The following is a 23,833-nucleotide window of genomic DNA, read 5'->3' on the forward strand; positions in this document are numbered from 1 at the left end:
AGGCCACGGCGCTCGCCGTGCGCGGGCCGTCCGAGGTACGGGCCAGGCGGGGCGGGCCCGTGCGACCTCGGGCACCTCGGGTGGAGCCGCCGACGGCACGCGCGCGTGCGCGTGATCGACGCGGCGCGCCCACGGGTGTCCTTACAGCGCGCCCTTGCGCGTCAGATGGTTGAACGCCAGCCACCCCGGCAGCACCGGCAGCCACAGCGTCAACAGGCGGAACAGCAGTACCGCGGGGGCGGCGACCTCGCTGGGCAGGCCGACGGCGATGAGGCCGACGGTCAGGGTCGCCTCGACGGCGCCCACACCGCCGGGCGTCGGGGCGGCCGAGCCGAGCGCGTTGCCCGCGAGGAAGACCACGGCCACGCTGGCGATGCTGATCGAGGTCGTCTCGTCGCCGAACGCGCGGATGGAGGCGTCCAGGCACATCACGAAGCAGGCGGTGAGCAGCAGCATGCCGCCGATGCCGGTGACCAGCTTCTGCGGCCGCTGGAGCACGTCCAGCATGCGCGGCACGACGCCGGCGAACAGCGAGCGCACGCGCGTGGAGACGAACTTGCGCATGAACGGCACGGAGGTCACCACGAGCACCAGGACCGCCACCGTCAGCAGACCCGCGATGACCGTCCTGGACGGCGACAGGGAGGGCGTCTTCTCGGTACCGGTCAGATAGCCGAAGGCCAGCAGCATCAGGATGTGACAGCCCAGCCCGAACAGCTGCGAGGCACCGACGCTGGCCACGGCCAGCCCGGGCCGCACGCCCGAGCGTTGCAGGAAGCGCGTGTTCAGCGCGACACCACCCACCGCGGCGGGCGCCACGATCTTCACGAAGGACCCGGCGACCTGGGCCGCCACGGTCCGCACGAACGGCACCCGCTCGGGCACGAAGCCCAGCAGGGCCATCGCGGCGGCCACATAGCTCAGCGCCGAGAACAGGACGGCCGCGATGACCCAGCCCCATTCGGCATTGGCGATCAGCGGTCCGAACTCGATGTGCGTGAGCTGGGTGAGCAGGAAGTACGCGCCGATCGCGCCGGCGATGAGGCTCAGCAGCGTGCGGAGCCGCACACGCTCCAGACGGGCCGGCTCGACGGGCGCCTGCGGCCGGATCCGCAGCACCTGGTGCCGGATCTGGGTGAGCAGGTCGTCCTCGCGTGCCTCGTCCAGGGCCTCGTCGATGGCCCGTTTCTCGGCCCTGTTCTGCGCGCGTACGGCCTTCTTGTCGGGCTTTTCCAGTACGACCTCGGCGTCGTCCCCGGCCGCTTCCAGCCGGGCCTGCTTGGACTGCCGGGAGGCCTCCAGCACGGCCTCGCGTTCGCGTTCCGCCCGTTCCCTGGCCAGCCGTCGCAGCGTCGCGCGCGTGGAGCGGGTCAGGGCGATGGGCTGGAGCATGGGCAGACAGTCGGCCACCGCGTCGGGGCCGAGCACCTCGACCGCGGAGGCCACCGCGCGCTCCGCGCCGACCCGCAGGGCGAACGTCGTCATCAGCTGGGCGACGTCCATGCGCAGCAGGAGGTCGCCCGCCGCGATCTCGCCGCCGCGCAGGTCGGTGAGGATCACCGTGCCGGAACGATCCACCAGGATCGCGTCGCCCGCGAGCCTGCGGTGCGCGATGCGCCGCGACTGCAGTGCCCGCACCTGGTGCCAGGTGTGGCGCAGCAGCTCGTCGGTGATCTCCTCCTCGGGCAGCGAGTCCAGGGTGCGGCCGCCGCTGTGCTCGTAGACGAGCATCACGGCGTCGGGGCCGAGCTCGGAGGTGGCGATCAGCTTGGGCGCGTTGGCGCCGGCCGCGATCGCCGCGTAGGCGAGCAGGGCCTCCTGCTCCAGCGCCTGCCGCAGCGACTGGAGGCTGCGCCGGGTGGCGAAGCCGCGCAGGGTCAGGTTGCGCCACACCCGGTAGAAGAAGCCCTGTGCCTGCTGCTCGCGGTCGACGACCGTGACGTCCAGGGGCGGGCCGTTCTCCAGGGTGACGAAGTAGCGCCGGCCGCGGTCGCCGGCGTCGGCGGCGTCCGGCGTGTCCTCGCGGGACGCGCTCACCGGGTGGAACCCGACCGTCCGCAGGCCCGCCATCAGCGTCCGGCCCGTGGGGCGGACGTTGGGGGAGCCGACGGCGTACAGCGTGCCGTAGGCCACCGTCCAGCCGATCAGCACCGTGAGGATGATCGAGAACGGCGTGGTGTACCCGGTGACGAGCATCGAGAAGGCGTCCAGGAGCAGCACGATCCACAGCACCGCGCGCCAGCGGGGTCTGCGGGACATGCCGACGGCCGTCATGTACGCGATGACCGGGGCCAGATAGCCGTGGACCGGGTCGGTCAGGGCGTGGATGTCGCCGGGGGAGGGCTGGGTGAGCGCGTCCTGGATCGAGTCGGGCGCCGCGCGGGCGACCCACAGGTCGGTGGCGAGGGTGACGCCGTGGGCGAGGACCGCCGCGAGCACGCCGTCGGCGATGCGCAGTCCGTCGCGCTTGATCAGCCGCTCGATCGCGAACGCCACCGGCACCAGCAGGATCGCGATGCTGGACGCCAGTCCCGCGATCTTGATGAGCAGGTCGGGCGCCTGTCCGGTGCCCTTGTTGATGTCCTGTTCGAGTCCCGAGGTGGTGCCGTGCGCGAAGGCGGCGATGGCGAGCAGCACGCCGACGGCGAGCAGTCCGACCAGGAGCCGCATCAGGTCGGAGGGACGGTGCACGCGCGCGGGCAGGAGCGGCTCGTCGCCCTCGACCTCGTCCGTGTGCGGGTCGCCGGAGTCGTCGCCGGTGCCCCGGCCGGACGCGCCGTCGGCGTTCCCGGAGGTGCTTCGCCGGGCCGGCTCGTCGTCCCCCTCCACGTCCGCGTCGTCCGTCCCCTTCACGAGCGTGTCGTCCGCGTCCGCGGTGTCCGGGCGCGACGGGGCATCAGGGGTGCTCTCCGCGTCCTTGGCGTGCACACCCTGCTGCTTCATCGTCTCTTCTTGGTCTCGTATCACCGGTCACCGCCCGCACGATGGTGGCATGCCCCACCGACACACGGGGGCATCAGGGTGCAAATGCGGGGGCGCACAGTCTGCCCGAAGCTCTGCCCCGGGGCGAGGGTTACGCACAGTGGCCAGCGCGTCGCGTTGTCGGAGGCGTGCGGCAGGATGGGGCGAATGAGCGAGGACAGCCTTCCTGAGGACGCCCGCCCGGAGTACGCGCAGGACCTGCCGGAGTACGCCGAGCGGGTCCTGGAGGTCGCCGATCTGATTCCGGAGGGGCGGGTCATGACGTACGGGGACGTCGCCGAGTGGCTGGAGGAGGGCGGCCCCCGGCAGGTCGGCCGGGTGATGGCCCTCTACGGGGGTGCCGTTTCGTGGTGGCGCGTCGTCCGGGCCGACGGTGTCCTGCTCCCGGGGCACGAACTGGAGGCGCTCGGCTACTACCGCGCCGAGGGCACGCCCCTGAAGGAGGCGGCCCGGGCGGCCGAGGGTCACCTGCCGCGCGTCGACATGAGACGCGCGCGGTGGGACGGCGGCGAACGCGCGGGGGCTCACACCTGACAGCTTCCGCCATCGAAGGCGTCGGCGGGAGGCCTCTGATCCGTACGGGGGAAACGGGGCACATCCGTGGCATGACGTACGTTCGTGGTGCAAGGGACACGCGGGTCGTGTGAGCCGTGTGGGAATAAGCGGAAGCCCGGCTTCCGTCCGGCCCGTCGGCGTAGCGTCGGCTGCACGTGTCCCCCTCATCCCGCGGCCACCGCCCTCCACGCGCGGCGGTCGCCCACCCAGCACAACCACCAGGACCGGCGAACCACGTGAGCTCCTCCTCCACCACCAGGCGTCTGCCGCACCAGCCTGTGCGGCAGGGGAGCCGTGGCGCTTACCGACTGGTACGCACCCCGCCGGCCCGTTCGGATCCCCCTCGTCTGGACGCGGCGCAGCGCGCGGTGGTTGACCACGGGGCCGGTCCGATGCTCGTCCTCGCCGGTCCCGGAACGGGCAAGACGACCACCCTGGTGGAGTCCGTCGCGGCCCGCGTCGCGCGCGGCGCCGACCCCGAGCGGATCCTGGTGCTGACGTTCAGCCGCAAGGCGGCCGTCGAACTGCGCGACCGCATGGCGCTGCGCATAGGGGCGGCGCGCGCGCCTCGGGCGACCACCTTCCACTCGTACTGCTACGCCCTGGTCCGCGCCCACCAGGACAGCGACCTGTTCGTCGAACCGCTGCGGCTGCTGTCCGGACCCGAACAGGACGTCGCGGTCCGGGAGCTCCTCGCGGGCCAGCCCGGTCTGGAGCGGCTCGGCCTCGCGCATGTGCGCTGGCCGGACGAGCTGCGCGCCTGCCTGACCACGCGGGGCTTCGCCGACGAGGTCCGCGCGGTGCTCGCCCGCAGCCGCGAACTCGGCCTGGGCCCCCAGGCCCTGGACGCCTTCGCCCGGCGCATCGGCCGCCCCGACTGGGGGGCGGCGGCCGCGTTCCTCGCCGAGTACCTCGACGTCCTCGACCTGCAGGGCGTCCTCGACTACGCCGAACTGGTGCACCGCGCGGTGCTCCTCGCCCGCCGCCCCGAGGTCGCGGCGGGGCTCGCCGCCCGCTACGACGCCGTGTTCGTGGACGAGTACCAGGACACCGACCCCGCCCAGGTGCGGCTGCTGCACGCCCTGGCCGGTAAGGGCCGCACCCTGGTCGCCTTCGGCGACCCCGACCAGTCGATCTACGCCTTCCGCGGCGCGGACGTGAACGGCATCCTCGACTTCCCGGGCGACTTCCCGCGCGCGGACGGCCGCCCGGCTCCCGTCGAGGTCCTGCGCACCTCACGCCGCTCCTTCGGCGCGCTGCTGACCGCGACCCGGCTGCTGACCCAGCGCATGCCGCTCACCCGGCTCCCGGCCGAGAAGGTCCGCGCCCATCGCGAACTGACCCCCCTGAGGGACGGCGGCCGCGTCGAGGTCTACACGTACCCGACGACCGGCACCGAGCTGGACAACATCGCCGACATCCTGCGCCGCGCACACCTGGAGGACGGTGTCCCATGGGGCGAGATGGCGGTCCTGGTGCGCGCCGGAACCCGCACGATCCCGACGGTGCGCCGAGCCCTCACGGCCGCCGGCGTCCCCCTGGACATCGACGGCGACGACATGCCGCTGCGCCACGAGCCGGCGGTCGCACCCCTGCTGACGGCGCTGCGTGCGGTGGCCACGGCGGAGGCGGGGCCGCGGCCCCAAGAGAGCGCCGAGGGGGCGGCGGGGCCCGATTCCCCGCCCGTGCCGGAGGAATCCCCGCCTGTGCCGGAGGATTCTGCGCCCGTGCCGGAGGACTCCCTGCCCGTCCCGCAGGCGCAGACGCAGGCGTGCTGGCTCGACACCGAGACCGCGCTCACCCTGCTCGCCTCGCCCCTCGCCGGCATGGACGCCGCGGACCTGCGCCGCCTCGGGCGGGCCCTGCGCGACGAGGAGCGGGCCGCGGGCAACGCCGTGCCGCCGCCGTCGGACGACCTGCTCGCGCGGGCGCTCGCCGAACCCGAGCGGCTGGTGGCGCACGACCCGGCGTACGCGCGCGGTGCCCAGCGTCTGGGCGCGTTGCTGCAGAAGGCGCGCGCACGGCTCGCGGGCGGCGGCACGGCCGAGGAGGCGCTGTGGGACCTGTGGGAGGGCACACCGTGGCCCGCCCGACTGGAGCGCGCCACCCGCAGAGGCGGTGCGGCCGGACGCAACGCCGACCGCGATCTGGACGCCGTGTGCGCGCTGTTCGCGACCGCGGCCCGCGCGGAGGAGCGCACCGGCGGCCGAGGCGCGCTGAACTTCCTCGAAGAGCTGCAGGCCGAGGACATCGCCGCCGACACCCTCGCGGGCCGCGCCGTACGGCCCGACGCCGTACGCCTGATGACCGCGCACCGCGCCAAGGGACTGCAGTGGCGCCTCGTCGTGGTGGCGGGGGTCCAGGAGGGCCTGTGGCCGGACCTGCGCCGCCGCGGCTCCCTGTTGGAGGCCGACCGCATCGGCCGCGACGGACTCGCCGAACCCCTCACCCCCGGCGCCCTCCTCGCCGAGGAGCGCCGCCTGTTCTACGTCGCCGCCACACGCGCGCGTGAACGTCTCGTCGTCACCGCGGTCAAGGCCCCCGCGGACGACGGCGACCAGCCCTCGCGCTTCCTGACGGAGCTCGGCGTCGAACCCAGGGACGTCACCGGCCGCCCTCGCCGCCCGCTGTCCGTGGCCGCGCTCGTCGCCGAACTGCGCGCCACCACCGTCGACCCGCGCGCGTCCGACGCGCTCAGGGAGGCCGCCGCGCGCCGGCTGGCCCGGCTCGCCGCACTCGCCGACGAGGAAGGGCGCCCGCTGGTCCCCTCCGCGCATCCGTACCGCTGGTGGGGCATGTTCGAGCCCACCGAGTCCAAGGTGCCGCTGCGCGACCGCGACCAGCCCGTCGTGCTGTCGGGCAGCGCGTTGGACCAGCTCGCCAACACCTGCGCCCTGCAGTGGTTCCTCGGCCGTGAGGTGAAGGCCGACACGCCCGCCACCGCCGCGCAGGGTTTCGGCAACGTGGTGCACGTCCTCGCCGACGAGGTCGCCTCCGGACGTACCCCGGCCGACCTCGACGTGCTCATGGAGCGCCTCGACTCGGTGTGGAACGCGCTCGCCTTCGACGCCCCGTGGAAGTCGGTGCAGGAGAAGCAGCACGCGCGCGTGGCGCTCGAACGCTTCCTCCAGTGGCATGTGATGGACCGCACCGGACGCACGGCGGTGGCCAGTGAGCACGACTTCGACGTGACGCTCGGAGCGGGCGACTACGAGGTGCGCATCCGGGGCTCCATGGACCGCGTCGAGGCGGACGGCGAGGGACGCGCCTATGTCGTCGACTTCAAGACCGGCAAGCAGGCGCCCACGTCCAAGGAGGTGGCGCGCCACCCGCAGCTGGCCGTCTATCAGCTGGCGGTGCGCGAGGGCGCCGTGGACGAGGCGTTCGACGGTGTGCGCCCGGAGCCGGGCGGCGCCGAACTCGTGCAGCTGCGTCAGGGTGCCGCCCGGCGCGACGGCGGTGAGACCCTGCCCAAGGTGCAGGCCCAGGAGCCCCTGCAGGGGGAGTGGGTCGGTGAGCTGCTGGCGACGGCGGCCGGGAAGGTGCTCGACGAGCGGTTCTCACCGACGACCGGCCAGCACTGCGCGCACTGCGCGTTCCGGGCGTCGTGCAGCGCCCGCCCCGAAGGACGCCACGTGGTCGAGTGACCTAGGGCACGATGCCTCATGACCTGCGCTTCTCCCGTTCCGGCGGCCGATTCGGCATCCGCTGTCAGTGCCCGCCGCTAGCCTCTTTCGGGTGTCCGCACTTCTCACCGATCCCGAGCAGCTCAAGGAGCTCCTCGGGATTCCGTTCACCCCGGAGCAGACGGCCTGCATCATCGCGCCGCCCGCTCCGCAGGTGATCGTCGCCGGAGCCGGCTCCGGCAAGACGACGGTGATGGCGGCACGCGTGGTGTGGCTGGTCGGCACCGGCCAGGTCGCGCCCGAACAGGTGCTCGGCCTCACCTTCACCAACAAGGCCGCCGGTGAACTCGCCGAGCGGGTGCGCAAGGCGCTCGTGAAGGCCGGCGTCACCGACCCCGACGTCATCGACCCGGACAATCCGCCCGGCGAGCCGGTCATCTCGACCTACCACGCCTTCGCGGGCCGCCTGTTGACCGACCACGGCCTGCGCATCGGTCTCGAACCGACCTCCCGACTGCTCGCCGACGCCACCCGCTACCAGCTCGCCGCGCGCGTGCTGCGCGAGGCCCCGGGCCCCTACCCGGCGCTGACCCGCTCCTTCCCGGACCTCGTCAGCGACCTCCTCGCACTCGACTCCGAGCTCGCCGAACACCTCGTACGGCCCGAGGACCTGCGCGCGTGGGACGCCGAGCTGCTGCGCACGCTGGAGGGCGCCCGGCTCACCAACGCGGACCTGCGCAAGGTCCCCGACACCGCCGCCGCCCGCCGGGAGCTGGCCGAACTGGTCCTGCGCTACCGGACCGCCAAGCGCGAACGCGACCTGCTGGACTTCGGCGACCAGATCGCGCTCGCCGCCCGGCTCGCCCGGCTCCCCGACGTCGGCCGCATCCTGCGTGACGAGTTCCGCGTGGTCCTGCTCGACGAGTACCAGGACACGTCCGTCGCCCAACGCGTCCTTCTGGCAGGCCTCTTCGGCGGCGGCACCGGGCACCCCGTGACCGCCGTCGGCGACCCCTGCCAGGCCATCTACGGCTGGCGCGGCGCCTCCGTCGCCAACCTCGACGACTTCCCCGAGCACTTCGCCCACCCGGACGGCACCACGGCCGAGCGCCAGGCGCTGAGCCAGAACCGCCGCAGCGGCGGCCGGCTCCTGGACCTCGCCAACGGCCTCGCCGGACCACTGCGCGCCATGCACGCGGGCGTGGAGGCCCTGCGCCCGGCCCCCGGCGCCGAACGCGACGGCGTCGTCCGCTGCGCGCTGCTGCGCACGCACGCCGAGGAGATCGACTGGATCGCCGACTCCCTCGCCCACCTAGTGCGCACCGGCACGGAACCGGGCGAGATCGCGGTCCTGTGCCGGACGGCGACCGACTTCGCCGAGATCCAGGGCGCGCTCGTCGCCCGCGACGTCCCCGTGGAGGTCGTCGGCCTCTCCGGACTGCTGCACCTGCCCGAGGTGGCGGACCTCGTCGCCGTCTGCGAGGTGCTCCAGGACCCGGGCGCCAACGCCTCCCTGGTCCGCCTCCTGACGGGCCCGCGCTGGCGCATCGGCCCGCGCGACCTCGCCCTGCTCGGCCGGCGTGCCCGGCTGCTCGTGTCGCACGCGCGCGTGGCGGGGGACGACGACCCCGACCGCAGGCTCGCCGAAGCGGTCGAGGGGGTCGACCCGGCCGAGGTGATCTCGCTCGCCGACGCGCTCGACACGTTCCTGGAGACCCCGATGGAGGGCGGCGGGGACGACGACGGGCTGCCGTTCTCGCCCGACGCGCGCGTGCGCTTCGCCCGCCTCGCCACCGAGCTGCGCGATTTGCGCCGTTCCCTCGCGGACCCGCTCATGGACGTGCTGCACCGCGTCCTCGCCGTCACCGGCCTGGAGGTCGAGCTGTCGGCGTCCCCGCACGCCCTCGCCGCCCGCCGCCGCGAGACCCTGTCCAACTTCCTGGACGTCGCCGCCTCCTTCGCCGCCCACGAGAGCGAGGCGAGCCTGCTCGCCTTCCTGGGCTTTCTGCGCACGGCCGCCCAGTACGAGAAGGGCCTCGACAACGCGCTGCCCGGCGGCGAGAACACCGTCAAGGTGCTCACCGCGCACAAGTCCAAGGGCCTGGAGTGGGACGTCGTGGCCGTCCCCGGGCTCGTCACCGGGACGTTCCCCAGCGGCCAGGGCCGCGAGAAGTGGACCGCCCAGGCCAAGGTGCTCCCGCACGAACTGCGCGGCGACGCCGACACGCTGCCGGACCTGCGGACGTGGGACGCGCGCGGTATGAAGGCCTTCCACGAGGCGATGAAGGACCACCAGCACATCGAGGAGCTCCGCCTCGGCTACGTCACCTTCACCCGGCCCCGCTCCCTGCTCCTCGGCTCCGGCCACTGGTGGGGCCCCACGCAGAAGAAGCCCCGCGGCCCCTCCGGCTTCCTGCTAGACCTCTACGCCCACTGCGCCGCCGGTCACGGCGAGATCGAGGCGTGGGCGGACGAACCCGCCGAGGACGAGGAGAACCCCGCGCTCCAGGGGACGGCCGCCGACCAGCTGTGGCCGCTGCCCCTGGACGCCGCCGCCCAGGCCCGGCGCCGCACGGCCGCCGAGACCGTACTGGCCCACCTCGACGCCCTCGCCGCACACGACGACGACCACCGGGCCCCCGTGCACGACCCGGACGCGTACGACGACCCCGAGTGGCCGCCCCCGCCGGACGACGAGTTCCCCGACGGCATCCCGGACGACCCCGATGCCCCTTCCTATGGGGAGGACCCCTCCTTCGGGGGCGACCTTCCCTTCGAGGGGGACGCCCTCCAGGACGAGCCGGGCGACTGGGACTCCTGGGACACGGACGAGCCCGCCCGCCGCCCGACCGTCCCGCACCAGGCGGCCCCCTCGGACGCCGACCCCACCCGGGGCCCCCGCCCGCACCCGTCGCCCTCGGGGCCGGACCCCCTCACCCCGGAGGAGTCCCGCGCCATCGCCTCCTGGGACCGCGACCTCGACGCCCTCACGGGTGAGCTGCTGCGCGCGCGGGAGGCCGTCACGGAGGTGCCGCTGCCGGCCTCGCTGACCGCCTCCCAGCTGCTGCGCCTGGCCGCCGACCCCGACGGCTTCGCGCAGGAACTGGTCCGGCCCATGCCGCGTCCGCCACAGCCCGCGGCCCGCCGGGGCACCCGCTTCCACGCCTGGGTGGAGGCCCGCTTCGAGGAGCTGACGCTGCCCATGCTGGAGCCCGAGGAACTGCCGGGCAGCGACGCCGAGATCGCCGACGAACGCGATCTGGAGGCCCTGAAGGAGGCCTTCGAGCGCACCGCGTACGCCCACCGCACGCCCTACCGCGTCGAGGCGCCCTTCCAGCTGGCCATCGCCGGCCGTGTCGTACGGGGCCGCATCGACGCCGTCTACCGGGACGGGGACGGCGAGCGGACGACGTACGAGATCGTCGACTGGAAGACGGGGCGTGGCGGGTCCGCCGACGCCCTCCAGCTCGCCGTGTACCGGCTGGCCTGGGCCGAGCAGCAGGGCGTGCCCCTGGAGTCGGTCACGGCCGTGTTCGTGTACGTGCGGACGGGTGAGGTCGCGCGCCCGGACGACCTCCCCGACCGCTCCGCGCTGGAACGACTGCTGCTGGACGAGCCGTACGGTGACGAACCGCACGAACAGGGTGTCAGCGCGGGCCGATAGGCTCGTGAGCATGAGCGAGACCCCGGACAGCGCCGTCCGCACGTACATCGACCGGCACCGCGCCGCCTTCCTCGACGATCTCGCCGAGTGGCTGCGCATCCCGTCGGTGTCCGCGCAGCCCGAGCACGCCTCCGACGTGCGGCGCAGCGCCGACTGGCTCGCGAGCAGGCTCAAGGAGGCCGGCTTCCCCACCACCGAGGTCTGGCAGACCCCGGGCGCCCCCGCCGTCTACGCGGAGTGGCCCTCGGACGACCCGCAGGCGCCGACGGTCCTCGTCTACGGCCACCACGACGTGCAGCCCGCCGCACGCGAGGACGGCTGGGACAGCGACCCCTTCGACCCGGTCGTGAAGGGGAACCGCCTCTACGCGCGCGGGGCGGCCGACGACAAGGGCCAGGTGTTCTTCCACACCCTCGGAGTCCGCGCCCACCTCGCCGCGACCGGCCGCACCACCCCCGCCGTCAGCCTGAAGCTGCTGATCGAGGGGGAGGAGGAGTCCGGTTCGCCGTACTTCAGGGCCCTGGTCGAGGAGCGCGCGGGGCGGCTCGCCGCGGACGCGGTGATCGTCTCCGACACCGGGATGTGGTCCGAGGACACCCCCACGGTGTGCACCGGCATGCGCGGCCTCGCCGAGTGCGAGATCCGGCTGCACGGCCCCGACCAGGACATCCACTCCGGCTCCTTCGGCGGCGCCGTGCCCAATCCGGCGACCGCCGTCGCCCGCCTGGTCGCCGCCCTGCACGACGAGCACGGCCGCGTGGCGGTCCCGGGCTTCTACGACGGGGTCGTCGACCTCACCGACGAGGAGCGCGCGCTCTTCGCCGAGCTGCCCTTCGACGAGGCCCGGTGGCTGCGCACGGCCAGGTCGCACGCCACCCAGGGCGAGGCCGGGTACACCACGCTGGAGCGCGTCTGGGCCCGCCCGACCGCCGAGGTGAACGGCATCGGCGGCGGCTACCAGGGCCCCGGGACCAAGACGATCATCCCGTCCTCGGCGATGGTGAAGCTCTCCTTCCGCCTGGTCGCCGGGCAGGACCCGGACCACATCGAGCAGGTGGTCCGCGCCTGGGCCGCCGACCAGGTGCCCGCCGGTGTCCGGTACGAGATCGCCTTCTCCTCGGCCACCCGTCCCTGTCTGACACCGCTCGACCACCCCGCGCTGCAGTCCGTCGTACGTGCCATGGGCCGCGCCTTCGGCCTGCCGGTACGCCACACCCGAGAGGGCGGCTCCGGACCCGCCGCCGACCTCCAGGAAGTCCTCGGCGCACCCGTTCTCTTCCTGGGGATCTCCGTCCCCTCCGACGGCTGGCACGCCCCGAACGAGAAGGTCGAGCTGGACCTGCTCCTCAAGGGCGCCGAGGCCACCGCGTACCTCTGGGGCGATCTCGCCAGGCACTGGCGCCGTGCGCCCTGACCGCCACGGCCGAGAGGGCGTCCCGCGCGCGGCACACTGGAAGGGCCGCCCGCGTCTCGGTGCCCCGCCGGACCCGGTCGCCTCCCGCCGCACATCCCGCTGAACCGCCGCCGAACCATCCGTTCCACCGGGGGAGTTGGAAGCACCTGTGACCACCTGGACCGACCACACCGCCGACCGACCCATCTCGCTCACCGCCCCGAGCGGCATCGACCGTGCCGCGCACCACCGGCTCGACGAGGCCTGGCTGGCGGCGGCGTGGAGCCATCCCACGACCCGCTGCTTCGTGGTCTCCGGCGGCCAGGTCCTCATCGACGAGACGTCCGACGGACGGACCGAACTCGTCATGGGCCCGTCCTTCGAAGCCCCGCTCACCGAGGCACACCGCTACTTCCTGGGCATCGACGAGGACGGCGTCAGCTACTTCGCGCTCCAGAAGGACGCGCTGCCCGGCCGCATGGACCAGTCCGCGCGCCCGGCGGGCCTGCGGGAGGCCGGCCTGCTGCTGTCGCCGAGGGACGCGGGCCTGATGGTGCACGCGGTGGGGCTGGAGAACTGGCAGCGCACCCACCGCTTCTGCTCCCGCTGCGGCGAGCGCACGGTCATCGCGGCCGCCGGGCACATCCGGCGCTGCCCCGCCTGCGGCGCCGAGCACTACCCGCGGACCGACCCCGCCGTGATCATGGCCGTCACCGACGAGGAGGACCGCATCCTGCTCGGCCGCCAGGTCCACTGGCCCGAAGGGCGCTTCTCCACGCTGGCCGGGTTCGTCGAGCCCGGCGAGTCCATCGAGCAGTCGGTGCGCCGTGAGGTCCGCGAGGAGGCCGGCATCACCGTCGGTCAGGTCGAGTACGTGGCGAGCCAGCCCTGGCCCTTCCCGTCCAGCCTGATGCTCGGCTTCATGGCCCGCGCCACCTCCACCGAGATCGACGTCGACGGCGACGAGATCAGCGAGGCCCGCTGGTTCTCCCGCGACGAACTGCGCGCCGCCTTCGACTCGGGCGAGGTGATGCCTCCGTACGGCATCTCGATCGCGGCCCGCCTGATCGAGCTCTGGTACGGCAAGCCCCTGCCGACCCGCAGCACGTTCTGAAGCCGCCCTCCAGGCCGAAAAAGGCCCTCGCCGGACACCGTCCGGCGAGGGCCCTCGGCAGGGTCAGGCGCTGAGCGCCTGCTTCACCTGAGCCAGGCTCGGGTTGGTCATGACGACCTCCGTGCCGCCCGCGAGGGGCACGATCCGCACGGTCGGAACCGTCTGGTTGCCACCGTTCGCCTTCTCCACGAACGCGGCGGAGTCCGGGTCCTGCTCGATGTTGATCTCGTTGTACGCGATGCCCTCGCGGTCCAGCTGGCTCTTCAGCCGGCGGCAGTAGCCGCACCACGTGGTGCTGTACATCGTCACAGTGCCCGGCATGTCTCTCGCGCTCCTTCGGCGGGTCGGGGAAGTGCTAGCAGAGACGGAACGTACGCGATGTCGGCGCCATTCCCCGCCGCCCGCCGCCCCACGACGTGATCCCGGCCGCATTAGTACGACCGCGTGGCTCCGCCTGTGGACAACCGGCTCACCCGTCTCCGGCGACCTGGCAGCATGGCCGTGTGACAGCAGCAACGCACTCCACCCTCTTCCCGCAGGTTCCGGATTCGGCCGACGCGGTGCTCGACGGGCTCGATCCCGAGCAGCGTGAGGTCGCCACCGCGCTGCACGGACCGGTGTGCGTGCTGGCCGGCGCGGGCACCGGCAAGACCCGGGCGATCACCCACCGGATCGCCTACGGAGTGCGCGCCGGAATCCTCCAGCCCTCCAGCGTGCTCGCCGTCACCTTCACCAACCGCGCCGCCGGCGAGATGCGCGGGCGGCTGCGCCAGCTCGGCGCCGCCGGCGTCCAGGCCCGTACGTTCCACTCGGCGGCCCTGCGTCAGCTCCAGTACTTCTGGCCGAAAGCCGTCGGCGGTTCGATGCCCAGGCTGGTCGACCGCAAGGTCCAGCTCGTGGCCGACGCGGCCGCCGCCTGCCGCATCCGCCTGGACCGGGGCGAGCTGCGCGACGTCACCGGCGAGATCGAATGGTCCAAGGTCACCCAGACCGTCCCGTCCGACTACGCGCTCGCGGCCGCGAAGGCCGGCCGCGAGACCCCCCGCGATCCCGCCGAGATCGCCCAGGTCTACACCGCCTACGAGGACCTCAAGCGCGACCGCGCGGTCATCGACTTCGAGGACGTCCTGCTGCTGACCGTCGCCGTCCTCCAGGACCGGCACGACATCGCCGGCCAGGTACGTGCCCAGTACCAGCACTTCGTGGTCGACGAGTACCAGGACGTCAGCCCGCTCCAGCAGCGCCTGCTGGACCTCTGGCTCGGCGAGAGGGACAACCTGTGCGTCGTCGGCGACGCCAGCCAGACGATCTACTCGTTCACGGGCGCAACCCCCGACTACCTCCTCGACTTCCGCGCCCGCCACCCCGGCGCCACGGTCGTCAAGCTCGTCCGCGACTACCGCTCCACGCCCCAGGTCGTCCACCTCGCCAACGGACTGCTCGCCCAGGCCCACGGCCGCGCCGCCGACCACCGGCTGGAACTGGTCTCCCAGCGCCCCGCTGGACCCGAGCCCGTCTACACCGAGTACACCGACGAGCCCGACGAGGCCGAGGGCGCCGCCCGCCGCATCCGCGAACTCCTCGACTCCGGCGTCCCGGCCGGCGAGATCGCGGTCCTGTTCCGTACGAACGCCCAGTCCGAGACCTACGAGCAGGCGCTCGCCGATGCCGGGATCCCCTACCAGTTGCGGGGCGCCGAGCGGTTCTTCGACCGGCCCGAGGTGCGCAAGGCCGGCGTCGCCCTGCGCGGCGCCGCCCGGTTCGGCGGCAACGACTCCCTCCTCGACGAGGCCGTCGACCTGCCGTCCCAGGTGCGTGCCGTGCTCTCCGGGGAGGGCTGGACGACCACGCCCCCGGCCGGCTCCGGTGCCGTCAGAGAACGCTGGGAGTCGCTGGCCGCGCTCGCTGGCCTCGCCCAGGACTTCGCCGCGGCCCGGCCCGGTGCCACGCTCGCCGACCTCGTCGCGGAACTCGACGAGCGGGCGAACGCCCAGCACGCCCCGACCGTGCAGGGCGTCACCCTCGCCTCCCTGCACTCGGCCAAGGGACTGGAGTGGGACGTCGTCTTCCTGGTCGGAGTGGCCGAGGGCATGATGCCGATCACCTACGCGAAGACCGACGATCAGATCGAGGAGGAACGACGCCTCCTCTATGTCGGTGTCACCCGCGCCCGCTCGCACCTGCACGTCTCATGGGCGCTCGCCCGCTCGCCCGGTGGCCGTCCGAGCCGCCGCCCGAGCCGTTTCCTCGACGGACTGCGCCCCGGCTCCGGCGCCGCTGCGGGCCGTGCCGGCACGGGAGCTGCCGGCGGCGTCGAGCGCGGCTACTCCAGTGGGGCGAACCGTGCGGGTGGTGTCGCCGTGCCGAGGCGGACGCAGCGTGCCCCCGCGCGCTGCCGGGTCTGCGGACGCACCCTCACCGACGCCGGTGAGATGAAGCTGATGCGCTGCGAGGACTGCCCCTCCGACATGGACGAGGGGCTCTACGAGCGGTTGCGGGACTGGCGTGCGGTGCAGGCCCGGCGCAGCGGTCAGCCCGCCTTCTGCGTCTTCACCGACAAGACCCTCGTGGCCATCGCCGAGACCGCGCCGGACGACGAGGGCGAGCTGGCACGGATCCCCGGCGTCGGGATGCGCAAGCTCAACCGCTACGGGGCCGATGTTCTGGCCATCTGCGCAGGCCAGGAGATCGAGGCGGGGGAGGACGGGGACTGATGCGAACTCGTCGAAAAAATAGTTTGCGCATGCCCCAGCAATCCCCATAGGTTCTTAGGCACGGGAACGGAGGCCTTCTCGGAGGCCCTGATTCCGTGTTCTACTTGCATATCCGCAGGACTGGTTGATCCCAGTCCCCGAAGACGCCGAGAGGAGGCGAGTCCAGTGATCAGCATCAAGAAGAGCTCCAGCAGCATCGTCAAAATGACCGATCGCTCGGTCGCTTCCCTGTGCATGCTCGGCATCTCCAACCCGGGCACCGGTCTGTCCGGCATTCGTGCCGTCCGTCCGGCGTCCTCCCTGTCTCTCGCGGGCCTTCCCGTCCGTGAGCGCAATGAGCGACCGACCAAGGCACTGGAAGCGGCAGTAGTGGCACAGGCCCAGGCCTATGCCCACACGGCGACCGGTGCCGGATTCCGGAAGCAGACGACGCAGCACCACCAGATGTGGGCCTTCCGTGGGCCAGAACCCTGGAGTGATCCAGCCTGATCGGCAATCAGGCCGGCGCCTTCAGGGCCGCGGAACCCCATCCGGGATCCGCGGCCCTTCTGTTTGTCCCGAACGGGACGACGGAGCGAAGGGGCCTCGGGACAAGAAAAGAACCCGGTACCAGCCGCCACCCGGTCCACCCCGACCGGAACGACCAGACGAGGAACTCGACACCGTGCAACTCGAAGCGCACGCCCCGTCCGTACCGCCTTCCGAAACGATCCCCCCGCCCGGCCTCACGGAGGACTCCACCTTGACCCCGCTCACTGCGCTCTCCGCGCTCGACGACGCCATCGAGAACCTCGGCGTACCCGTCCCGTGCCGTTCCTACGACCCGGAGGTCTTCTTCGCGGAGTCCCCGGCGGACGTCGAGTACGCCAAGTCCCTCTGCCGTACCTGCCCGCTGGTCGAGGCTTGCCTCGCCGGCGCCAAGGAGCGGCGTGAGCCCTGGGGCGTCTGGGGTGGCGAGCTGTTCGTCCAGGGTGTCGTCGTCGCCCGGAAGCGGCCGCGTGGCCGCCCGCGGAAGAACCCGGTCACGGCATGAACACCGCAGGAACGATCGACCGCCCCCTCACGCACGACCCCCAGAAGCAGGCCCCGATGAAGCCGTCCACGAACGAGCCCACCGGCTCCGCGACATCAGACGTCACCAGCACCGGCGCGAACGACTCGCGTCAGAACAGGACCCGAGAGATGCAACTCATCCCAGAAGCCCTGGCTCGTGCGCATATGCACGACCGCCTGTATGAGGCGCGGGAGCAGCGCCGGGCCATGAGCCTGGTCGCGGCGCGCCGCATGCAGCGCCGGGCCGAGCGCGCCTCGCGGCGCGCCCGCCGGGCGCTGGCCATGGCCGTCATGCAGTGACACCCACCTGAAGCGGTGCCTCCCGCCCGAGCGGTCAGAGGAGGCGGATGCTTCGCCGCGGGGGCCGGTCCGACCGAACGGACCGGCCCCCGCGGTGCGTTGTAGCCGAGGATCCGCCGGTCACGGGGATATCGTCGGTGAGATGACGAGTCTTCCCGGAGACAGTGACAGGGGCGGCTCCGCCCCGGAACCCCGCGCCGTCGTCTGCGCCCGCTGCGGCGCCCAGGCCCTTGCGCCCCAGCCGACCTGGACGTGCTCCGTGGAGAACAGCACGCGCCAGTACTTCTGCGACGGGTGTTCCCGCCGGCACCTGCGGGCCATCGAGGGGCGGCTGGACTCGGCGTGGTGGTGAGCGCCGGTCCCTCGAAGCCCTGACCTCACGCTTCGACGGCGGCCGCGTCCCCCTCTTCCAGCTCCTCCTCCAGTTCCTCCTCGAGGTTCTCTTCCAGGTCCTCCTCCAGAACGAAGCCGGGCAGCCACTGCTCCAGCTCCTCGCGAAGGCGGACCGTGGCGTTCAGCTGGCACAGGACGCCGATGGTGCTCAGGGTCACCCGGTGTATGAGGAGGTAGGCAGGGGGGAGGTTGAGCTGCTTGCCCAGTTGATAGGCGGGGGAGCGGATGTCGGCCACGCGGGCCGCCTGGCTGCGCATCCAGCCGCGGGTGAAGGTGAACTCGTCGACGCGGGCCGGCTCGATGATCGGCAGGAGGTAGTCGAGGACCGCGTCGGGGTCGAGCTCGATGGACTCCTTGACGAAGCCCTCGATGCGGAGCAGGTCGTACACGGCCTGCGCCTCGCCCTCCAGCGTCATGCGCAAGGAGTCGCCGATGGGGGTCGGCAGGCCGCCCTGGAGGCGGTCGACCGTGCCGAAGTCCAGAACCCCGAGGCGCCAGTCGTCCTCGCCCTCCGGGCCGCCGGGCAAAAGGCGGAAGTTTCCGGGGTGCGGGTCGGCGTGCAGCAGGCCGGTGCGGGCGGGGCCCGAGAAGAGGAAACGGGCGAGGAGCTGGCCGGCGCGGTCCCGCTGCTCCTCGGTGCCGTCCGCGATGATCTCCGAGAGCGGGGTGCCCTCGATCCACTCCGTGATCAGGACCTGGTCGCACTGGTGGACCACGGCGGGCACCACGAAGTCCGGGTCGTCGGCGAACTCCTCGGCGTGCTCCTGCTGGGCCTGCGCCTCCAGCCCGTAGTCCAGCTCCTCGGAGACGCGGTCCTTCAGCTCGGCGATCAGCGGCTTGATGTCCATGCCGGGGATGAGCGGGCCCAGCAGACGGGCGAAACGGCTCAGCTGGTTGAGGTCGGAGAGCAGGGCCTCGCCGGCTCCCGGGTACTGCACCTTGATCGCGATCTCGCGGCCGTCGTGCCACACCCCGTGGTGCACCTGGCCGATCGAGGCCGCGGCGGACGGCTTGTCCTCGAACTCCAGGAACAGCTCCCGCCAGTCTTCGCCGAGCTGCTCCGCGAGGACCTTGTGCACCGTGCGTGTCGGCATCGGCGGCGCGGCCTCCTGGAGCTTGGTCAGGGCCGCCCGGTAGGGACCGGCGATCTCCTCGGGCAGCGCCGACTCGAAGACGGACAACGCCTGCCCGAACTTCATCGCGCCGCCCTTGAGCTCTCCGAGCACCTTGAAGAGCTGCTCTGCGGTGCGCTGCTGCAGTTCGCGGCCGACGAGATCGGCGGACTCGCCGACGATCCGCTTGCCCAGGCCCCAGGTCGCCCGCCCGGCGAAGCCGAGCGGCAGCGCGGCGAGCTTGGCGGTCCGGGTGACCGCCTTGCGGGGAAGATCAGACATGCGCCCTCCAAGTCACAGCCGGGCGCGCCGCGCCTGCCCGACGGCGTACCTCCGTTGACGACCGTTCCACCGCCATTGTCTCGTGTGCCTCCGCGTCCTCGGCGGCGCGTTCCGTGTTGGCTTTCTCCGTACCCCTCTCCGCCGCGCCGCACGGGCATGCCGGATGCGCCCAGACGGGTCGCGCGTGCCATTGGAGGGTGGGGACGGAGATCTCCCAGCGGGCTCCCGCGCTGGTGGGAGGGCGGCCGTCGAGGAAGGCGAGGGCGTGGGCGGCGGTCAGGCCGGCGACCGTGGTGGCCAAGGTCACGTCGCACGGTCGGACCGAGCGCTGCCGGCCCGAGTGCCACTGGGCGACCAGGCGGGGCCAGGTCGGGTCCCGGTCCGTCCGGCCCTCGTGCAGGCAGCGGGCGCAGCCGGTCTCGCCCGGCAGGACGAAGGGGCCGACCACGCCGGTGCCCTCGACGACCCCGGCGTACAGGTGGGGCGTACCGGAGGCGACCAGGGGTTCGGCCGTGTCCGGGGCGGGGGCGTGCACCGCGACGTCGTCACGTGGGGTGAGGATCACCAGGGTGAAGCCCGGCTCGGCGGCCTGAGCCGGTGTCCGGTGGTCGCGGCGGGGCGGGCCGTCGGGGGCGGCGCGGCGGACCAGGCGGCGGGCGGCCTCGTCGCGGCGCTCGCCCACGGACTCCGCGGGCAGCCCGCCCGGCGCCACGTCCCACGGCTCGACGGTGCCGCCGTCGCGCACGTCCACCTCGCCGATGCCGGCGCCCGCCAGCAGGGCGGCGACCGTGGCGCCGACCCGGCCGGCGCCTCGTACCTGCACGCGCAGGGTGCGGCGGGCGGCGAGGCGCTCCATCGCCTCGCCAGGCTCGGTGGTGGTCAGGGACAGTGTGGCCAGGTCGGGGCGGAGCCGGTCGAGGACGGCCTGCTTGCCACGCAGGTCGTCGGCGGCGGGCCCGCCGCCCTTGGCGTCGTCGAGGAGCCCGGACCGGGCGAGTCGCCGTACCAGTTCGTCCACGTGGCCGTCGGGCAGGTCCATCCGGCGGCCCTCCTCGCGCAGGAGCGGCAGCCCTCGGGTGCCGTTGAGCAGGTCCAGGAAGGTGCCGGTCGCGATGTCCATCGGACCCAGCGTCATCGCGTGCGCCGGCGTCATGCCGAACTGCACGGTCTTCAGGTCGCGCCAGCCGCGTCGCAGCGCGGGTTTCACCATGGGATGCATGACAGGCCCCCGTAGCCAGGAAAGTCCCGGAATGTTGCGGTTCGTCGGCGGGGGCGGCCCGGCTGGTCGGGCCCGGCCGGATCCTCGCCGACGCATGCCAGCATGCCCGGCACCGGCCGACGGCGGCGAAAGTTATCCACAGGCAGTGGATTCTTGTCGTACAAATCAAACGCATGGTGGGCGATCGGAATCGAACCGTCCCGGACTCGGGACTTCCCCCGTGTGCAGCGGGTAACGTCGGGGCGTGTCCGCCGACCCACTGCATCGCTCCGGAACGCCGCAGCGCAGCACGACGAGCCCGCCGCCGGGCGGCTCGGGGGCGAGCGTGATCGAGGTGCGCCGCAGCAGCCGTCGACGCCGGACGGTCTCCGCGTACCGCGAGGGCGATCGCACCGTCGTGCTCATCCCTGCCCGGATGTCCGAGGCCGAGGAGCAGCGCTGGGTGACCGTCATGCTCGACAAGCTGGCCGCCCAGGAGAGCAAGCGGGTGCTGGGCGACGCCGAGCTCGCCGAGCGGGCCGAGCGGCTGTCCGTCCAGTACTTCGACGGCCGCGCGCGGCCCACGTCGGTGCGCTGGGTCACCAACCAGAACACGCGCTGGGGCTCGTGCACCCCCTCCGAGGGCAGCATCCGCCTCTCGCACCGTCTGCAGGGCATGCCCGAGTACGTCGTCGACTACGTGCTGGTCCATGAGCTGGCGCATCTGCTGGTGCCCGGGCACGGGCCCCGCTTCTGGCGGCTGCTGGAGGCCTATCCGCGCACGGAGCGGGCCCGGGGCTACCTCGAAGGGGTGGTCGCCGCGGACCGCCTGCCGCACCTGCCCACCGCGCGCGGGGAGTGATCCGCCCGCACGGCTGAGGGGCATGTGCTGCGGGCATGTCCGGTAAAGAGGTTGTGTACCGGCTCTGTACCGACCTCGTCCGGTGTCCGAGTTTGCCGTTAGCCTGGCGCGACGCACCAGCACTTCGGGATGGGGGACGGTCGTTACGCATGGCCAGGGAATTCCAACGCGGCCACAAGGCCAGGATCAGTGACCTGACGACGGGCACGGATCTGTACGTGGGGGTACAGATCTCGGGACCCGGACTGAGCTTCGACATCAGCTGCTTCGGTCTGGACGCAGACGAACGGCTCTCGGACGACCGGTACTTCGTCTTCTTCAACCAGCCCAAGTCCCCCGAGGAGTCCATCCAGCTCCTGGGCGCGCAGGCGGGCGACACGGAATCGTTCCGGATCACGCTCGACCGGATTCCGTCGCAGATCCACAGGCTCTCGTTCACGGCGACCCTCGACGGCGCCGGGCAGATGTCGCAGATCGCCCCGGGCTACCTCCGCATCGTCGCGGGTGGCGAGGAGGTGGCACGGTACGCGTTCGACGGCTCGGAGTTCTCCACCGAACGGGCCGTGATGCTGGGCGACTTCTACCTGAAGGACGTGTGGCGTTTCGCGGCGGTGGGGCAGGGCTTCGACGGCGGACTCGACGCGCTGCTGAAGAACTTCGGCGGCGAGGTGCTCGAAGAGGAGACGCCGGCTGAGCCGCAGCCGCAGAGCGGTGGCGCCCCCGGTTTCGCCCCGCCGGCGCAGACCTCCGCGCCGCCCGCGTTCGGGGTCCCGTCCGGCCCGGCAGCCACGCCTCCCGCGCCGCAGCCCGCCGCCCAGGGATTCCCGCCGCCCGCCGGTGCCACCCCGCCGCCGGCTCCCGCCCCCGCACCGGCGCCCCCGGTGCACACCACGCCGACCGTCGTCGCGCCCATGACACCGCCCGGCGGAGCCACCGTTCCGCCGCCCGCGCCGGCACCCGCCCCGCCCTACGGCGGCCCGCCGCAGCCCCCGTACGGCCAGCCGCCCCAGCAGCAGCCCCCGTACCAGCCCGCACCGGGCCAGACGGCCCCGCTGCCCCCCGGCTACGGACAGCCGCCCGTCCCGCAGACCCCCACCCCGCCCCCGGGCTATGGCCAGCCGACCCCGCCCCCGGGCTACGGTCAGCCGACGCCGCCCCCCGGACACGGCCAGGCCCCTTACGGGGCCCCGCAGACCGCGCCCCAGGGCACCGCACAGGCCCCCGGGGTCGCCGGTGCGCTCCAGAAGTTCAAGGAGACGCCGACCGGGCAGCGCTGGACGCAGCAGAACAAGAAGCTCATCCGTGTCGACCTCGGCATCGGCGGTCAGCCCGTGCTGGCCCGGCAGGGCAGCATGGTGCTGTACCAGGGCAAGGTCGACTTCAGCTACAAGGGCGCCGGGTTCAGCGGCCGCATCGTGGGCAACGCGACCGGCCAGGAGATGCAGCTGATGCGCTGCACGGGCCAGGGTCAGGTGTTCCTCGCCGAGAACTCCACGATGCTGCACCCCATCGAACTCCAGGGCGACGGGATCTGTGTCTCCGCCGAGAACGTCCTCGCGTTCGACGAGAGCCTCCAGTACGAGGTGCGCCGCATCGAGGGGCACGGCATTCCCGGCGGCGCGCTGTTCACGATGCAGTTCACCGGCACCGGCACCATCGTCGTCAAGACGCACGGCACGCCCGTCGTGCTGCCCGTCACGCCCACGACGTTCGCCGACTGCAACGCCGTCGTCGCCTGGTCCGCCGCCGCCCAGGTGATCGTCTCCAGCCAGGTACGGATGCGCCGCAACGCCTACCCCGGGGACACCGGGGAGAGCGTCAACCTGCAGTTCCGGGCCGCGCCCGGGAACTTCGTCGTCGTCCAGCCGTACGAGATCTGAGGGAGAGCCCGTCATGAACCAGCCGCTCGCGGGCTATGCTCCCGCTCCCGTCACCGCCCGCATGGACAACCACGGCAACCACATGCTGAAGGTCGCCATGCAGACCGGGCACGACCTCCTCGCGCGCGTGGGCTCGATGGTCGCCTACGAGGGCTTCATCCAGTACGAGCCCAACCCGCCGGCCGTGCGCCAGGTCGCCAAGGACTGGCTCACCGGCGAGGGCGCGCCGCTGATGAAGTGCTCCGGTGACGGACTGCTCTACCTCGCCGACTACGGCGCCAACGTCGTCGTGATCAACCTCAACGGCGACGGCATCTCCGTGAACGCCAGCAACCTGCTCGCCTTCGACGCCCACCTCACCTGGGGCGTCGAGCGGGTCAAGGGGCTCGCGAAGTTCGCGGGGCAGGGCCTGTGGAACACCAGGATCTCCGGGCAGGGCTGGGTCGCGCTGACCTCCCGGGGCAAGCCGATCGTCGTCGACTGCGGCGGCGGCGAGAACGAGACCTACGTCGATCCGGACGCACTGGTCGCCTGGTCCCCGAACCTGAAGGTGAAGGGCAAGCGCAGCTTCAAGGCGCAGTCCCTGATCGGCAGGGGCAGCGGCGAGGCCTACCAGATGGCCTTCTCCGGCGAGGGCATCGTCGTCGTCCAGCCCAGCGAGGACAGCACCGACCGCCTCCGGGTCCGGGGCTGAGGGGGAGCACC

17 protein-coding genes are annotated in these 23,833 nt (G+C 72.8%); 13 read left to right on the forward strand and 4 right to left on the reverse strand.

Going from position 1 to position 23,833, the window contains the following annotated elements:
* Positions 1–141: 141 nt before the first annotated feature.
* Positions 142–2,943, reverse strand: coding sequence for a YbhN family protein (locus ACIP2X_RS16320; protein ID WP_401673003.1), 2,802 nt, complete (start codon positions 2,941–2,943; stop codon positions 142–144).
* A 186-nt stretch (positions 2,944–3,129) separates the two neighbouring features.
* Here ACIP2X_RS16320 and ACIP2X_RS16325 point away from each other — a divergent pair, with 186 nt between their 5' ends.
* The 5 genes from ACIP2X_RS16325 to nudC all read left to right on the forward strand — a co-directional run bounded on the left by ACIP2X_RS16325 (position 3,130) and on the right by nudC (position 13,334).
* Positions 3,130–3,516 carry an MGMT family protein gene (locus ACIP2X_RS16325; RefSeq protein ID WP_401673006.1) on the forward strand — a complete coding sequence of 129 codons (387 nt, stop codon included), beginning with the start codon at positions 3,130–3,132 and terminating at the stop codon, positions 3,514–3,516.
* Between the two features lie 257 nt (positions 3,517–3,773).
* The gene (locus tag ACIP2X_RS16330; RefSeq protein ID WP_401673009.1) at positions 3,774–7,184 is read left to right on the forward strand and encodes an ATP-dependent helicase; all 3,411 of its coding nucleotides are present in this window, start codon (positions 3,774–3,776) and stop codon (positions 7,182–7,184) included.
* A 91-nt stretch (positions 7,185–7,275) separates the two neighbouring features.
* A complete protein-coding gene (locus ACIP2X_RS16335) occupies positions 7,276–10,827 on the forward strand; it encodes an ATP-dependent helicase (protein WP_401673012.1) in 3,552 nt (1,183 codons plus the stop codon).
* A gap of 10 nt (positions 10,828–10,837) precedes the next feature.
* Positions 10,838–12,241: a dipeptidase gene (locus ACIP2X_RS16340; RefSeq protein ID WP_401673015.1), complete on the forward strand. Its 1,404-nt coding sequence runs from the start codon at positions 10,838–10,840 to the stop codon at positions 12,239–12,241.
* Positions 12,242–12,389: 148 nt separating this feature from the next.
* Positions 12,390–13,334 carry an NAD(+) diphosphatase gene (nudC, locus tag ACIP2X_RS16345; protein ID WP_401673017.1) on the forward strand — a complete coding sequence of 315 codons (945 nt, stop codon included), beginning with the start codon at positions 12,390–12,392 and terminating at the stop codon, positions 13,332–13,334.
* Positions 13,335–13,397: 63 nt separating this feature from the next.
* On the opposite strand, the gene ACIP2X_RS16350 is transcribed toward nudC, so the two are convergent.
* Positions 13,398–13,655, reverse strand: coding sequence for a mycoredoxin (locus ACIP2X_RS16350; protein ID WP_401673020.1), 258 nt, complete (start codon positions 13,653–13,655; stop codon positions 13,398–13,400).
* Positions 13,656–13,837: 182 nt separating this feature from the next.
* Here ACIP2X_RS16350 and ACIP2X_RS16355 point away from each other — a divergent pair, with 182 nt between their 5' ends.
* The 5 genes from ACIP2X_RS16355 (at position 13,838) to ACIP2X_RS16375 (ending at position 17,753) form a co-directional block, all read left to right on the forward strand.
* Positions 13,838–16,048: an ATP-dependent DNA helicase UvrD2 gene (locus tag ACIP2X_RS16355; RefSeq protein WP_401673022.1), complete on the forward strand. Its 2,211-nt coding sequence runs from the start codon at positions 13,838–13,840 to the stop codon at positions 16,046–16,048.
* 165 nt (positions 16,049–16,213) lie between these two features.
* Positions 16,214–16,537 (forward strand): hypothetical protein, encoded by a 324-nt coding sequence (locus ACIP2X_RS16360; protein ID WP_401673024.1) that lies wholly within the window; start codon positions 16,214–16,216, stop codon positions 16,535–16,537.
* 175 nt (positions 16,538–16,712) lie between these two features.
* The gene (locus tag ACIP2X_RS16365) at positions 16,713–17,081 is read left to right on the forward strand and encodes a WhiB family transcriptional regulator (RefSeq protein ID WP_401673027.1); all 369 of its coding nucleotides are present in this window, start codon (positions 16,713–16,715) and stop codon (positions 17,079–17,081) included.
* A complete protein-coding gene (locus tag ACIP2X_RS16370) occupies positions 17,078–17,401 on the forward strand; it encodes a hypothetical protein (protein ID WP_401673029.1) in 324 nt (107 codons plus the stop codon). Before ACIP2X_RS16365 ends, ACIP2X_RS16370 begins: the two co-directional genes overlap by 4 nt.
* Positions 17,402–17,543: 142 nt before the next feature.
* A complete protein-coding gene (locus ACIP2X_RS16375; protein WP_401673031.1) occupies positions 17,544–17,753 on the forward strand; it encodes a hypothetical protein in 210 nt (69 codons plus the stop codon).
* 25 nt (positions 17,754–17,778) lie between these two features.
* Here the strand turns inward: ACIP2X_RS16375 and ACIP2X_RS16380 are convergent, their stop codons facing one another.
* Both ACIP2X_RS16380 and ACIP2X_RS16385 read right to left on the reverse strand, forming a co-directional pair.
* A complete protein-coding gene (locus ACIP2X_RS16380; RefSeq protein WP_401673033.1) occupies positions 17,779–19,188 on the reverse strand; it encodes an ABC1 kinase family protein in 1,410 nt (469 codons plus the stop codon).
* Positions 19,181–20,407, reverse strand: coding sequence for a TOMM precursor leader peptide-binding protein (locus ACIP2X_RS16385; protein WP_401673036.1), 1,227 nt, complete (start codon positions 20,405–20,407; stop codon positions 19,181–19,183). The genes ACIP2X_RS16380 and ACIP2X_RS16385 overlap by 8 nt, the downstream gene beginning before the upstream one ends.
* A 244-nt stretch (positions 20,408–20,651) precedes the next feature.
* On the opposite strand from ACIP2X_RS16385, the gene ACIP2X_RS16390 reads away from it, so the two are divergent.
* From ACIP2X_RS16390 to ACIP2X_RS16400, 3 genes are all read left to right on the forward strand, one after another.
* Positions 20,652–21,248, forward strand: a complete 597-nt coding sequence (locus tag ACIP2X_RS16390) for a M48 family metallopeptidase (protein WP_401673039.1) — start codon at positions 20,652–20,654, stop codon at positions 21,246–21,248.
* A gap of 149 nt (positions 21,249–21,397) precedes the next feature.
* Positions 21,398–23,128: a TerD family protein gene (locus ACIP2X_RS16395; RefSeq protein ID WP_401673042.1), complete on the forward strand. Its 1,731-nt coding sequence runs from the start codon at positions 21,398–21,400 to the stop codon at positions 23,126–23,128.
* A gap of 13 nt (positions 23,129–23,141) precedes the next feature.
* The gene (locus ACIP2X_RS16400) at positions 23,142–23,822 is read left to right on the forward strand and encodes an AIM24 family protein (protein ID WP_401673045.1); all 681 of its coding nucleotides are present in this window, start codon (positions 23,142–23,144) and stop codon (positions 23,820–23,822) included.
* Positions 23,823–23,833: the final 11 nt, after the last annotated feature.

This window comes from Streptomyces sp. NPDC089424, from assembly GCF_044749345.1.
Lineage (GTDB): Bacteria > Actinomycetota > Actinomycetes > Streptomycetales > Streptomycetaceae > Streptomyces.